Annotated in this window: 12 protein-coding genes; all 12 read right to left on the minus strand. The window is 52.2% G+C overall.

Annotation, left to right across the window (positions count from 1 at the left end; all coding sequences use genetic code 11):
- Positions 1-115: 115 nt before the first annotated feature.
- The 12 genes from HMPREF1508_RS06930 to HMPREF1508_RS06985 all read right to left on the minus strand — a co-directional run bounded on the left by HMPREF1508_RS06930 (position 116) and on the right by HMPREF1508_RS06985 (position 14046).
- Positions 116-1165, minus strand: a complete 1050-nt coding sequence (locus tag HMPREF1508_RS06930) for an ABC transporter substrate-binding protein (protein WP_044960685.1) — start codon at positions 1163-1165, stop codon at positions 116-118.
- A gap of 47 nt (positions 1166-1212) precedes the next feature.
- Positions 1213-2001 carry an ABC transporter ATP-binding protein gene (locus HMPREF1508_RS06935; protein WP_044960687.1) on the minus strand — a complete coding sequence of 263 codons (789 nt, stop codon included), beginning with the start codon at positions 1999-2001 and terminating at the stop codon, positions 1213-1215.
- Positions 1980-2759: an ABC transporter permease gene (locus HMPREF1508_RS06940; protein ID WP_006905256.1), complete on the minus strand. Its 780-nt coding sequence runs from the start codon at positions 2757-2759 to the stop codon at positions 1980-1982. The genes HMPREF1508_RS06935 and HMPREF1508_RS06940 overlap by 22 nt, the downstream gene beginning before the upstream one ends.
- A 287-nt stretch (positions 2760-3046) precedes the next feature.
- Positions 3047-4006 (minus strand): aldose 1-epimerase family protein, encoded by a 960-nt coding sequence (locus HMPREF1508_RS06945; RefSeq protein WP_044960690.1) that lies wholly within the window; start codon positions 4004-4006, stop codon positions 3047-3049.
- A 56-nt stretch (positions 4007-4062) separates the two neighbouring features.
- A complete protein-coding gene (locus HMPREF1508_RS06950) occupies positions 4063-5607 on the minus strand; it encodes a lactate racemase domain-containing protein (RefSeq protein ID WP_044960692.1) in 1545 nt (514 codons plus the stop codon).
- Between the two features lie 33 nt (positions 5608-5640).
- Positions 5641-6501, minus strand: a complete 861-nt coding sequence (locus HMPREF1508_RS06955) for a triose-phosphate isomerase (RefSeq protein WP_044960696.1) — start codon at positions 6499-6501, stop codon at positions 5641-5643.
- Positions 6502-6557: 56 nt separating this feature from the next.
- Entirely contained in the window at positions 6558-7712 is a 1155-nt protein-coding gene (locus HMPREF1508_RS06960) for a class II fructose-bisphosphate aldolase (RefSeq protein ID WP_044960698.1), read from the minus strand.
- Positions 7713-7727: 15 nt separating this feature from the next.
- Positions 7728-8891, minus strand: coding sequence for a diphosphate--fructose-6-phosphate 1-phosphotransferase (locus tag HMPREF1508_RS06965; RefSeq protein WP_044960760.1), 1164 nt, complete (start codon positions 8889-8891; stop codon positions 7728-7730).
- A 77-nt stretch (positions 8892-8968) separates the two neighbouring features.
- Positions 8969-10153, minus strand: coding sequence for a hypothetical protein (locus HMPREF1508_RS06970; protein WP_330365301.1), 1185 nt, complete (start codon positions 10151-10153; stop codon positions 8969-8971).
- A gap of 524 nt (positions 10154-10677) precedes the next feature.
- Complete coding sequence (locus HMPREF1508_RS06975) at positions 10678-11883, minus strand: ROK family protein (protein WP_044960703.1); 1206 nt, start codon at positions 11881-11883, stop codon at positions 10678-10680.
- Between the two features lie 77 nt (positions 11884-11960).
- Positions 11961-12749 carry a sulfite exporter TauE/SafE family protein gene (locus HMPREF1508_RS06980; RefSeq protein ID WP_044960705.1) on the minus strand — a complete coding sequence of 263 codons (789 nt, stop codon included), beginning with the start codon at positions 12747-12749 and terminating at the stop codon, positions 11961-11963.
- Between the two features lie 10 nt (positions 12750-12759).
- The gene (locus HMPREF1508_RS06985) at positions 12760-14046 is read right to left on the minus strand and encodes an enhanced serine sensitivity protein SseB C-terminal domain-containing protein (RefSeq protein ID WP_044960707.1); all 1287 of its coding nucleotides are present in this window, start codon (positions 14044-14046) and stop codon (positions 12760-12762) included.
- Between the last annotated feature and the right edge of the window lie 261 nt (positions 14047-14307).

Below are 14307 nucleotides of genomic sequence, written 5' to 3' on the forward strand. Positions count from 1 at the left end.
GGATTCACGCTTCGCGAACCCTCTCTTGTCATAAACAGCGACGGGTGCATACATAAAAACCGGAGTCCCAGAAAGCGACTCCGGCCTGTGCGCATCCGTCAAGAAGCTCTCCGACTTACTTGGAATTCTTAGATGCTTCATATCCCTTCTGCATGATATCATACAGGACATATTTATCGGTCTCAACCTTTTCCTTGATGCGTCCGTTCCCGATAAAGACATTCTGCTGGGTCTCATAGACCTTCTGCAGGGCCGCCTTGTCACCGGCGATCTGATTGATCGTCGTCCAGTCGCCCTCCTTGGTCGAAGCGAGCAGGGTCTCTTCCGGAGCGTCAATGTGCTTTGCCACAGACTTGGCTACGTCGTCGATATGGTCCGCGCGGTAGATATGCGCCTTGTTGATGGCCTGTGAGAAGCGAACGAGAACGTCCTCATTCTTCTGCGCATAGGCCTCCGTCGTGATAAAGCTGGACGGGAAGGTTGCCTTGTCCAGGTAATCCGCATTGCTTCCCAGACTCAGGTATTTATCCCCCATGGCTTTCTTTAACGTCACCGTATTGGGACTCCATGTAGCGCAGGCATCCACCTTATCGGATACCATGGCTGTCGTCATGCCGTCCACTGCCATCTCAACTAAATTGACGTCGCTCTCCTTGAGTCCGGCGGACTCCAGAATTGCGCGGAGGATTACTTCCGAAGAGGTGCCGGAGGCAACCGCGATCGTCTTGCCCTTTAAGTCCTCCTTCTTGTTGATCCCGTGCGCCTTGTTGGCTACCACCTCGTCTGCCAGGGAAGTGGTGCTGTCCATCTGGAAGATCTTAGCTTTTCCCTCGATGCACAAGGCGTGCGCCCCATGGCCGATCTGAGAAATGTCGATGTCCCCGGATGCCATCGCCGTGATCTCCGCCGGTCCTCCCTGGAACTGCACGGGCTTTACATCCAGTCCCACTTCCTTGAAATACCCCTGGTCCATTGCCGTAAAGAGAGCGGACGCAGATCCCAGATTTGGCATATAAGCCACGCGGACTGTTGCCGGCGTATACTCCTTCTTGGTCCCCTCCGTCTTAGTCTGGGACTGATTATCGGAAGACTTTTGACCTCCGCATGCCGTCAGAACCATCGCGCCGGCCAGTGCTAGTGTTGCCAGAATTCGCTTTGTTTTCATTGTGACCCCCTTTAAAAGTTGTGTGACGCAACAAGGCTTCCCGATCCTTATTTGCGAACCTCCAAATACTCCTCGTATACCTGTCCCCAGATATCGTTCTTCAGCTCCAGAAATCTCGGACTCATCTTGGTCGCCTGATCTCTTGGATATGGAATGTCGATATCGACGATATCCTTGACCCTGCCGGGCCTTGCAGACATAATTACCACCCGCTGTGCCAGGATGATCGCCTCCTCCACATCATGCGTGATAAAAAAACAAGTCTTCTGCTCATGCTCCCAGGTCTCCAGGAGCTCCGTCTGCAGCTGCACCCGGGTCTGCGCATCCAGGGCTCCGAAGGGTTCATCCATCAGAAGAACCTCCGGATTGACCGCGTAGGCCCTGGCAATCGCTACCCTCTGCTTCATGCCCCCTGACAGCTCCTTGGGATAGGAATGGGCAAAATTCTCAAGCCCCACAGCCCTGAGATACTTCTCAGTGACCTGCTCCATCCTTTCTCTGGGCATCCCCTGCAATTTCAGGCCGAACTGCACGTTTTTTTCGACGGTAAGCCAGGGGAAGAGAGCGTACTGCTGAAAGACAATGCCTCTTTTGGGACTGGGCCCGTCAACCTCCTTTCCGTCCACCAGAATCTCCCCGCTCGTCGGAGTATCCAGCCCCCCGATCATGTTCAAGAGGGTGGATTTCCCGCATCCGGAGGGACCCACGACGCAGACAAATTCCTTATCCTGAATGGATAAATCGACGCCATTTAAGGCGACCACCTCTCCATTTCTCGTTTGAAATTTTTTGACGAGATCCCGGATCTCTACCTTTACTGAATTGTCTCCTGCCATCCTGTGAATCTCCTCTCCAGTCCCCTGACAATCTTCTCAAACGCGATTCCGATGACTCCCAGAACGATAATTCCCAGAAGGACAATATCCATCTGATAGTAACCGCTCGCCTTCTGAATCATCATACCCAGACCTCTGTCCCCGCCGACGATTTCTGAGGCCATCAGCGTAGTCAGAGAGGTGGAAAGGCCAAGTCTCGCCGCGACCAGAATATAGGGGGTCGCCGCTGGAATCGTCACCTTAAAGAAGATGTCGCTCTGCCTGGCGCCCAGCACCCTGGCTGCCTTGATCAGGGTCACGTCCACACTTTTAACCCCCTGGTAAACTGTGACAACCTGAACTAAAAAGGACGCGATGACGATAACGGTGACCTTTCCCATGTTCCCGACGCCCAGGGCGGCCGTAATCAAAAAGACATAGGCGAGAGGCGGAATATTGCGCACGAACTGGATCCATGGCTCGACAATTTTCTGGAAGGGTTCATACCAGGCCATGAGAAAAGCAATGGGGATTGCCAGCAGAAAGGCAATCCCGAAACCGGTGAGCACCCGGGACAGAGATGCCCAGACATGCTCCCAGAGAATCGTGCTGTGCACCCCCTTCTCCAGAAAGACCTGCCAGACCTGTTCCGGATTGGCAAATATAATCGGCCAGCGAGAGGAGGCAAACAGCCACAGAGCAAGAGCTACCCCCAATGAAATCAAAAGCCACACCCACTTGGGTATCAGATTCCACCGGGTCTTAGATTTATGCTTCATTTTATCCCCCCTGTCAAAGACAAAAGACACGATTCCTCATCCTTATACCCATCCCAAAATGAGAATCCGATCATCTGATGTCTTCAGTATATGCGCCGGCCAGAAGAGAAATAAGTATGAAAATTTTTCATACCTTTTACAGCGCCGGGAGAATTTTCAGTTGATAGTAAAGTTCATTTTTGCAGCTGACAGCATCGGGAGATTTTTCAGTTTTCAGACGCGATTCTTTCATCGACCGGTTTACAGCCACTTCGCCACTGGTCGGTTTTCAGACACTTCTCCGACAGTCAGCTCCCGGGAAGCAGGATGTCAAATCCGGCGGAAAAAGACTGCCCCTCCTTGAGACAGACTTCTCCATACCGGTCGGACAGGTCTCCCGTGAAGCCCGCGGCATCGCTCCTTCCAAACCAGGGCTCCAGGCAGATAAAGGGCTGACTGTCTCCCGGGACAGACCAGATTCCAAAGTCCGGAAAATCCCCGCAATTCAGAGTCAGATACAGGTCCCCATTCGGGCGGAGAATACTGGCGGAAGAAATCTGCCCCTGCTGAAAGATCAGCGCGTCTTTGTCAAAGAGCTCACTTGTCAGGGCAAGTCCCTCCTTTTTCTTCACAAGCTGGTAGCTGTGACTGAGATCGACCGCGCCGCTGACCGGATCAGGCAGGTAATAGGACAGACTCTCCTCCCCCGGTCCCGCGAGTACAAGCCGGTAGTCACTGCTTCTCTCTCCCTCCTTCAGGGGCAGGGCAAAGCCCGGATGTGCCCCAACGGCAAAGTACATCTCCTTTTCGTCGCGGTTACGCAGCTCCAGCCGAACAGACAGTTTCCGTCCCTTGAGTTGGTAGATGACATCCAGGCAAAAGCGGAAGGGATAGACCTCTCTTGTGACCGAATGATCTGTCAGGCGAAGGTGAAGGCTGGATCTTTTCTTCTCCACTTCCTGCGGTTCTGACTTCTTTGCGCCTCTGACCGGCTTCGCATCATAGGCTCCAGGGGAATCTTCGACGAGGGCAAAGATCTCTTCTCTGGCAAAGCCATGCCTTAACATCCGGTAGATCCTGCCCCGATAGCGATAGCTGTCGTCGATCAGCTTTCCCACGAGGGGAAAGAGGAGAGGGGCATGCCATCCCCAGACAGTCGGATCCCCCTGCCAGATCAGTTCTTCACGTCTTCGTTTGTCATAAAGACTGCATAGCTCTGCCCCTCGCAGCGCAACTTTGACCCGGAGGAATTCGTTCTCCAGAAGCATTGTCCCTCTTTTCCTCCCTAATTGATATCGGTTCAATCACGCAGTTCTCTCCCCGCCTAATCCGCCTTGATCTGATTTACATCATGCTCTCCATAATGCAGATCTCCCGGCCTGCGCCCGTACTCATCCATGGAGTCCAATTTGCTGTCCGCCATGCACAGGTGAACCGCGGCCTTCTTAAAGGTCATGGGAAGGGCCAGTATATTGGGGTTTTCTCCCACATACTTCTTCCTGGCGTCCGCGAGGGCCTCCTCAAAGCTGGCTCTGGTCTTTAACCCCATCGCCCTTGCATAGCCGGGTTCCTGGGCCCCCACGATGTAAATCGCGCTCGTGTTCATCTCCGCAATATGGCCGCAGGCCATCATGGAGAAGCCGTGGAAGGGATGGAAGGCGTTCGCGAAGCGGTATTTGCGAATATACTCGGCATTTGTCCCGTAGTACTCGCCCAGACGATTCATGTCCGGAAGAACATTCATCTGATCATGCTGAAAATTCTCAAAGAGCTCCCGCAGATAGGGCCAGCGGCTGTCATTGAAGAAACCGTTGCAGAGGGAGGAGCAGATGATCACGCAGTGATCGCTCATAATCCGCTTAAAGCGCAGAACCTGCGCCGAAAGCGCCTGCATCATCATGATGGGGTTGGTCCCCATGCCGTCTCCGTAGTGGAATTTCTGCGGCATCCCGAAGACTAAGACGTCGTACTTCTTCCTGGCCCAGTGCACATAGGTTCTCTGATCCGCGAGCTTCCAGCTCTCGGGCATCATCTCCCTCGCGTAACCGGAATAAATCGCGATCTGGCGGGACCTGGTGTCCAAAACGGCGTCGCAGCAGAAGAAGGGATGCCCCATCTTATACTCCATGTGCATGCTGATCTCGTCGAACTTGTCGCGCATGAGAGAGCCGCCGTTGACAGGGGTGAAGTCCTCCCTGTGCATGACCGCGGGCACATGATGGCTGGCTATCGACCTCCAGTTGGTGATCCCTGTGGCGGAGTGCTTATATCCTCCTGAATAGCCCCCATAGGGATTCCCCTGCACATGCCCGACCAGGATGGGGATATCGCACTCGAAGACATACCTGCTCATACTGACAGGATCACCGCGCCTGGTGACTCCCAGATCCACCATGTGCTCCGCGTCCTCGGAATCATGGCTGATTATCTGACCCGAATGCCAGAAATCCCCATAGAGTTCCGGCCCGAATATGGCCAGGGCGTCCGCTTCCGTGCTCCTGGGATGAAGGCCGTTACTGATGATAAAGAGAATATGTTCCTTTTTGATCCCGGCCGCATACAGCTCCTTCAGCATGTATTTTACAGCGAGCTTGCGGTGGCTGGTCGCCTGCTCGCCTCCCTTGACGCGATCAGGAATAATAAATACCACTGTCTGGCGGTCAGCGGGCTTTTCATTCTTTTGAACCAGGTCGGTCAGGCAGTCCATCCCGATCGGGTGGGCCAGACTCTTTTGATAGGCTTTCTCAAGCTCCTCCTCCGGGATACAGGCCGGATCCTTCACAGTCTCACCGGGGATAAAGATATCCGTGCTGTCCGGCAGACTCGCCTCCATGGTTCCTGCCCCGTATTCAAACGCAATATGCTTCATACTTCCTCCTTCTGATCTTACACTCTCTTTTGCCTACTGATCTTCTCCTCCCAGATAGAGCCTGACAATTTCAAGATACTCCCGGGGGTAAAAACCGATCTCCCCGGAAAAGCGGGTGAGGGCGATCAGGCCTCCGTCAATCTCCGGAATGGCGGCAAGCATCCTCGCGTTATCTGTCTTTAAGCCGCCCCCGTACACCAGGTCCAGTCCCTTTGTTTTCTCCTTGACAAAGCGGGCGACCTTTTGAATATAAGCCGCGTCGGCCGGTATTTTGCCCGGACCGATGGACCAGATCGGCTCATAGGCGATGGTGACCCCGGTTCTGTCTGAGGGAGAGATGCCCGAAAGACCAAGCTCCAGCTGCTGCCCCAGGACTTCCTTCCAGCGCTCCTGCTCTTCGCTCTTCTCGCCGATGCAGTAGAGCACCTTCATTTCCCGCTTCAGGGCGCAGAGAATTTCCTGATTCAGGACCCGGTTGACTGCCTCCTTCGCCGTATCCCCTGTCAGGCCGCCGCCGGCAAGAAGTCCCATCTTGTCATTTCTCTCTTCACAGTGGCCGATGATCGTGTAATCAGCCCCCAGAGCAAGCGCGGCCGCCGCAGGGCGGTTGCTGGTAAAGGCTCCGAAATTGCCGCCGGGCAAGACGTCCTCCCGATAGACGCTCTGACAGCCCAGGATCAGTCTGCTCCCGGGTTTTTGGGCCTCAGCCGCAGAAAGAATATGCGCCTCCGGGAAGAAGACCGCAAATTCCGTATCCTTTCCATAGGCCTCGATTTCATCCTGAATCCCCTCGACCACGGCCCGTCCCCAGCCGGCAATGGGGGCCAGACGGTTGACTCCCCCCTCCTTTACCGGCACATCAAAGCGCTTGAGATTTAAAAAAATATGCTTCATACCTATGATACCTCTATGACACCTCAATATTGTCTCCGTAAAACTACTGTCTATATTTAAATTCCCGCCTTTTGATAGCGTTCTGCCATCTCTTCCAGGCTCACGGGGATCACCTCAGATGCATTGCGGTAACTTCCGAATTGGACGAGAAGAGGGGCTATGGCGGAGATGGCCCCCCGATAGAGGCAGTCGTCGACCAGTTCCACATCCTCATCAGCGAGCTCTCCATGGAGAATCGCGTCCATGATGCCCGACACATAATTCCTGGGGTCCACATTGGCCGGGTTGGCGGTCAGCTCCCGATAGACGCAGGCGACACTCTCGCTCTCCCTTAACTCAGGATGATTCTTAAACAGCTCAAGGACATTTCTGCTACTTGCCATGCGAAGGTCGGTATCTACATTGATCTTATTGATCCCGCATCGACTCACGTCGACCAGCTGATCCACATCGATCCCATAGGCATTTTCCATCCTTCCCCCCAGCTCGTTGATCTGCCTGACAAATTCCTGCGGAACTGTCGAGGAGCCATGGCTGACCAAAAAGCCGTCGATGCCTTCATGGCGCATGCACTCCTTGGTGGCGATGGCAATTTCCCTGCGGATCTTAGCATCCCTGCCCTTATTCGCCCCGTGCATGGTTCCGTAGCTGATCGCCAGAGCGTCCACCCTGGTTTTTTTGAAGAAACCAACTGCCTGCAGGGGATTGGTATAGGTTGAGCTCGCGGAGAAGACGTGATCCTCCACACCGGCAAGAACGCCCAGCTCTCCCTCGACCGTAACGCCCAGAGGATGGGCATATCGAACCACCTCTCTGGTCAGCTCGACATTCTCCTCATAGGGAAGACTGCTGCCGTCGATCATCACGGAGGTGTAACCCCCCTCAATGCAGGCCTTGACCATCTCAAGACTCCTGCCGTGATCCAAGTGAAGGGCGATGGGAATGGGACTCTCCTGACCGAAATCCCGGACAATGTTCCCCATATTCTCTGCGCCCTTTTTCTTGCTCTCTGGAGAGCCGTGCATGAAATCGCTTTCTCCCCCCATAAAGGCGTTGGAAGCCTCCGCCCCCTGCAGGATACAGGCGCTCTCCAGGAGCTCATGGATCTGCACGGCGGCAGCGATCTGACTGAAGCTGTTCATGTTGAAGGCCGCCTGACCGTACCCCTTGCGGTCCGCCGCCTCTAAGATACATCTCATTGGAACCAGCATATTCTCCTCCTCTCCTCAGTTAAAGGAAATCATCTCCGGCAGATCCGCTCCCAGAAGCGGTCTGCACCAGTCCATAAAAGCCTCGGTAACCCCATTGCCCCTTGCGTTGATATAGGAATCAGGCACTGTTCTCTCCGTCATCATTACCTGGTCTATGTCCGTCAAAAAGGCCTCCGCCCGATAGGGGCGGTCACAAACGCGCCGAAATGCCACCATTTTCCCGGTCGTGCCGGACAGCACCTCCCTGCAGGCAAGAGCCCCCGCCTCAATGGCCTCTCTGCGATCAACGGGACTCTGCAATCTGATAGAAGCTCTTCCAATCAAACCCGGCTTCTCGCTGCGGGCCTTATAGCCCAGCCTCCGGATCACAAGATTAGCCAGATGCGCCCCTACATCCCCAAAGTAAGTCGCTCTTCCCACGGTAAAAATCGGTTCTACCACAGGTTTCCCCGCGGCATCTTTCAGACCCTCGCTGGCGACAACGACAATCCCTTTTTTGACCTTCAAAAGCTCTTTGACATCCTCGATGAAGGCGTTTTCATCAAAAGGCCGCTCCGGCAAATAGATCAGATCCGGTCCCGGTCCTCCCTGATCCGCCGCCAGGGCGGAGGCCGCCGTGATCCATCCGGCATTTCTCCCAGAGGCCTCGATGACAGAGACATGGATGGGCAGGCCTCTGACATCGGCGCAGACTTCCCGGACACTCTCAGCAATAAACCTTGCCGCGCTTGGAAAGCCGGGGCTGTGATCTGTGACGGCAATGTCGTTGTCCATAGTCTTTGGAATTCCCATCACTTTGATCTCAAGCCCCTGCTTCTGGCAGGCCAGAAAAAGCCTGCCGCAGGTATCCATGGTTCCGTTGCCCCCGTTCATGAGCACATAGCGAATCTGATGTCTCTTCAGGATCTCCGCCATTCGCAAGTATTCCGCTTCGTTAAGCTGGTCTCTGGAGGTTCCGATGGCACTTCCCGGAGTCACAAGCAGCTTCTTTAGATCCGCCTCCGCGACCTCAGTCAAATCGATCAGTTCTTCCCTGATCAGCCCTCCGGTTCCGTTCCTGGCTGCCAGAATCCGTCCCCTCTTCAGTCTCTTTTTAGCCTCCGTCACTGCCCCGTAGAGGGAACAGTTAATCACTGCTGTCGGCCCCCCGCCGTGCATGATAAGCAAATTTTCATCCATTCCCTTTTCCTGATCCACTCTGTACACAAAAACTCTCTCCTGTTTGATTTAAAATAAAGTCCCCCGTCTCTAACCGTTTATTTTTCTTCTAAAATCTGAAACATTCTTTTCTTATAGGCCTCTACCCCCGGCTGATTAAAAGGGTTCACTCCCATCATTTCACAAGAGATATAACAAGCAAACTGGAAAAAATAAAAGAGTTGACCAAACCCGTAAGCATCCAACCGGTCCAACTGAAGAATGGATACCGGCAATCTCTCGGCATGCGCCTGAACAGTTGCATCAAAAGCTGCCCTGTTAATATCAGCAAAATCCTTCTCATCCAAATAATCAAAGGCATCCGGCAGTCCATCTGCATGGATCATCAAACTGTCATCCGCTTCTTTTACGTCCAGAAAAGTCTCAAAGAGCATGGGCGTACCTTCCTGGATAAATTGACCAATGGAGTGCAGTTCTTCTGAAAATTCCCCTGTCACCGGCAAAATTCCCCGATTATCCTTCCCCTCGCTCTCCGCAAAGAGCTGTATCCACCACTTGTAGAAGAAACGGAAACGCGGCTCAAAAGAAGAAAGCATCTCCACCTGATGATTCTTCTGATAGCAGAAATTGCGCAGGCAGGCATATTGGTATGCCATATTGTCTTTCCCTCGCTTCGCATGTAAAAACATCTGCATCATATGCGCTCCCGCAACCAGAGATTGAATATCAATCCCCGCAACCGCTACAGGCAGAAAGCCAACATTGGTCATAGCCGTGAATCTTCCGCCCACTTTGCTCGGAAAATCGAAGAAATCATATCCCTGTTCTCTGCTCAGTCGATCCAGAGAACTTCCGGCTGTTCCACAAGTAATGATTCGTTCATGTGCCTTTTTCCCGTACTTTCTGTCCATTAACTCTCTCAGAATCCGAAAGGAGGAGCCGGGCTCCAGAGTCTCAAAATTTTTGGCGATACATTCAATATAACAACTTCTGTTCTCCAACTTACTCAGCATTTTCTTTAGCTGCGTTGGATTTAATGTGTTCCCGGCATAAATAATCTCCGGATCCACTCCCTCTCTCCTCGGAGCAATTGCCTCGACCACAGAGCGAGCCGCATTATTGGAGCCGCCCACGCCGATCAGAACAAATGTGTCCGCATTCTCCCGTATCTCCCCAGCCTTGTCCAAAATGCGATTCAAAACATCTTTTCCTGCGCAAATCCGGGTATCAAGCCAGTCCTGGCTGTCCGCATATTTGGCCTGTCCTTCCTGAACTCTTCTCAAACAATCTAGATTTCGATTTAAAAATTGCTGATAATCTTCTTCCCATCTCTCCCCTGATATTTTTATATTATATGAAAGCATTTTCCCATCCCTCAAAATACAAGTTCTCTCTTTCGAATCCTTTCAAAAATCTTGTATCTATTTATTAAATCTTTTTATTAATTATAAGTTCTCTATTTTATAGATCAATATCGGAAATATCCATAGTTTCACTATCCCAGGCTTGTGGATTATGCTGAATTTTCTACCGAAACATTATCCCCCGCAAATACTGATCCGCTTAAAAATTTTTAACGGGCATCGATCCCCCATACATCTCTTCCTCGACCACACATTGCGTAAAAAAGGATCCCTGTGACCTTTTATCACCTGGATCCACTCTCTCTTCTTTACCGTTCATTAAATTTATTTAATTTTTATCTGCCGTCGCTGAAGATAAATCTTCACAGTCCTCCAATTATATTCTCGTAAAAAATAAGATTCCCTCTCAATGATAGGAAAGTTTCAATCGAAACGATCAGCGATCAGATATTCAAGAAATTCTTCTGAATACATCCGAGGGCTGCCCCCAAGGCTCCGTCATAGGAATCGTATTCGCGAAATCGTATCTCAACATCCTTTTCATTCATTCCAAAGAAATGCTCTCTTGCATAAGCCACCAGTCTTTCTCTGTTGGTCTTCCACGTCATCATATAAGCATCAACCACAACCGCATTTGGATTGAGCAGATTGACAACATTTGCCATGGCAAGAGCCTGCCCATGAATACAACCGTCAATCAGTGCGTCAATTTCCTGGTCTCCCCCCATCTGCAGCTCGAGAATCAGCCGCATGGTCAGTTCCTCTCCCGCGTCCAGCCTCTTGCGCAAAGCTGCCAATCTTCCCTCCGCCATTTCCCTGCGGCAGAGCTCAAAAAGGGCCGACTCTGAGGCGAGCTGGTCTGTCGTCACAGCCCTTTTTCGCCCCTTCTGATCAAAGGACAAGAGAACCGTCTGTCCCAGTTCTCCCGCTCCTGCGCTGTCCCCGGAGAGAACCAGATCATTCATAAGAATGGGACAGGCGATCCCTCGCGAGACAAAAAAATAGGCAAACATCCCCGGCCGTTCTTCGCGCAGCAGCATCTCATAACCTGTGGCCCGAAGACGCGTGTTGTTATCGACGCTGACCGGAACTGAGAATCTCCTGCCCAGGTCCTCTCCCAGCGTTTTCCCGTTCCAGTCCTCTCGAAAGGTATAGCGGATCCGTCCCCGGTCCGTGTCCACAAATCCCGGCACTCCGATTCCGATTCCGATCAGTTGATCCCGATCAATCCGGTGCAGAAAATGCTCCACCAGATTTTCGAGCTCTGACAGCATTTTCCCATAGCTCTCGGAGGCTTTCGGATTCGTCACGCTCTCAACAGCCTCTCCGCGCAAATTGACCAGAATCGCCCGGCTATAATAAGGTCCCAGCTCAATGCCGATGGCGTAGGCCGCCTCCCGGCGAAATGCCACTGCCAGGGGGCGTCTTCCCGAATTTTTGTTCCGGCTCTCCTGTGAAAGCGGCTCTGTGATGACAAGACCCTCACGGATCATCTCATTGATGCTGTTCGTGATGGTCGGCAGGGTCAGTCCCAGTTCCCTCGCAATCTCATTGCGCAGGGCATGCTCCATTCGAAAAATCTTGTTTTTAATCAGGATGCGATTCCTGCGCTTAGTCTCTTGCAGGCTGTTTCCGCTCTCAACAATCATCGCCCTCACCTCTTCCCGGCAGTCTCACAGAAAAACCGTCTTCTTTGACACGGATACCCGACCGGGGTGCTTATGATTTACATATGTGTGTACTTAAAGATGTTGTAACAGCCAATGGCTATGATAACAAGAAGGAGAATATTAAACACCTTTTCAACGCCGCTGTTATTGAGTCTTTTGGTGATTGCCGCTCCCAGGAGAGCTCCGCCCACACCGCCGCAGATCATGGCAATCAGATAGACCGCGGTAAAATCGGGAACAGTTCCCCTGATCAGGGAGCTGATCAGACTCGTCGTCTGAGAAAAAATGATGATGTAAATCGAATTCTTGGCCGCCTGCTTGGCGTCCATAGAAAAAAAGTAGTAGAGAACCGCTACATTCATAGGTCCTCCGCCAATTCCGAGAAAGGCGGAGACAAGGCCCAGGATAAGACCGATAAGAACCGCGGGCAGAACATGATTCACCTGCAGGGCCTTCACACGGCTCTTGAAAATAACATAGAGCAGGACTCCTACCGTCATTATGGTTAAGCAGGTCGCCTGGATGGCCCCGAGTACACTTTCATTTCCGAAGCTTTTTCGAACCAGATCAAAAAGGATCTGTCCCAGGAGTCCTCCGACTACCGCGCCGACAGCGAGCGCTGTACTCGTCTTGATCTTAAGCTGAACTCCATTATTTCTGGTTCGAATCAAAGAGCACACAGACATGGCTAAGACGGTACAGCCCGAGCAGAAGCTGACCGTTGACACAGGCAAAATTCCAACCATATCCAGTACCGGCTTGATGATCACCCCTCCGCCGGCCCCCACAACAGCTCCGACGGACGATGCAACGAAACAAACGGCAAAGAAAAAACCAATCAGCATTTTCTATCCCCTATCTCTGATAGACCGGCGGCTCTGTCCTCGCCGTCCTGGCGAACTCCGCTCTCCTTAGGGTCACAAAATCCATATAAGTCACTCGGTGAAGCAGGTCACGGCAGGCATTGTAAATGGAGCCGAAATAGTCCCTGCATCCCTCCTCCGGTACATCGACAATTACCAGATAGGACTGAGTTCCCTCTTCATCCGCCTTGAGTAAAAGATCGATCATGGAAATCTCAGGATGTTTTTTACCAAAGGCAACCAGACGCCTGCGAATGGCCTCCACTTCTTCGCTCTCTGCGGGGTAACCCAGAAGAATCTTCTCATCCTTTTGGACTGCCTTAGACGCAACCTTGGCCTCTCCGAACTCGCCCTGATAACCGGAAGAATTCACGATATTTGCAATGGTCTTTGGATCGACGACAAAAAATTTAGGACCGTAAGGATTCACGATGATGCTCTCTCCCTCCTCCAGCATATCCACCAGCTGAGGAAAATGCATGACCATGGTTTCTCTCTTCCAGCCATCACCGCATTGCCCGGCCATTCCTTCCAATGCTACCCAATCCGTATAGACCGGCAGGGCCGAACTTCCGTCATTCAAGCTGACCCGATAGACCCCAAAGGTCATCCCCTTTTCAAGCGTAACCTCCCCGCCCTGGCCCTTTGGCATACTGCCGTCCATGCGCACAGGAAGCAGATAATGACTCCGCACCAGTTCGCGGAAGAAGAGATTCCAAAAGTCTTCCTCGCGGATGTGCCGATCAAAAGCCTGGATCAGACCCAGCAGATATGGATTTTCTACTGCCTTGTTCACATCCACCTCGATCTGGTAGGGAATATCGGTAATGACGGCATACTTCCAGTCGAGATCCAGGGCTTTCTTCCCGGAAAAATACAGTCTTGCCGTCCTGGTGTCGGCGCTGACATCTCCTTTTTTCTCTAAGATCTCTACTTTTTCAATCACCGGATGGGCAATGTTGCCGTCGCGATACAGAACCGTCACCAGTTCACCTGCCTGAGCCTGGCCGACGAGGTCACCCTCGACATAGAATTCCTCTCCAGCAGCGATTTCCAATCTCTCCGCCATCAAAGTAAAGCGCTTGCTCCTCTCTTCCCCCATCGCTGTCTGCGAAAGCGGTTCCTCTGCTTCTCCTCCGCTTGCCTGCGAGAACGGTTTCTCCGTCCCTTCTCCGCTTGCCCGCGAGAATTGCCCCTGTGAAGCAGAGACGTTTCTGTCCTCGTTCGATTGGCCTTTTCCCCCGTGAAAGAGTTCCTTCTTTAACTTATCAAAAAACATCGTTCGTCCTCACCCATTCTCATATTACGGATACTCACATCACAAATCCGACTGACAGTATACTTACTCTTGCTCATAGAGCCCCTTTATTAACCGCAGTTGTATCGACAATCATGAATTCACCTCTTGAATACAGGCTCTGCAGGCCTTCTATGTCCATAAATAAACAGAGACTCCCGTCTTCATTTTACTATATTTTTGATCCGACAAAGAGACCCTTTTGCGCCCTCTTTTTGATCGAAACTCCAATTGCAGTCCACC

The sequence above is a fragment of the Shuttleworthella sp. MSX8B genome (assembly GCF_000524295.1).
Classification (GTDB): domain Bacteria; phylum Bacillota; class Clostridia; order Lachnospirales; family Lachnospiraceae; genus Shuttleworthia; species Shuttleworthia satelles.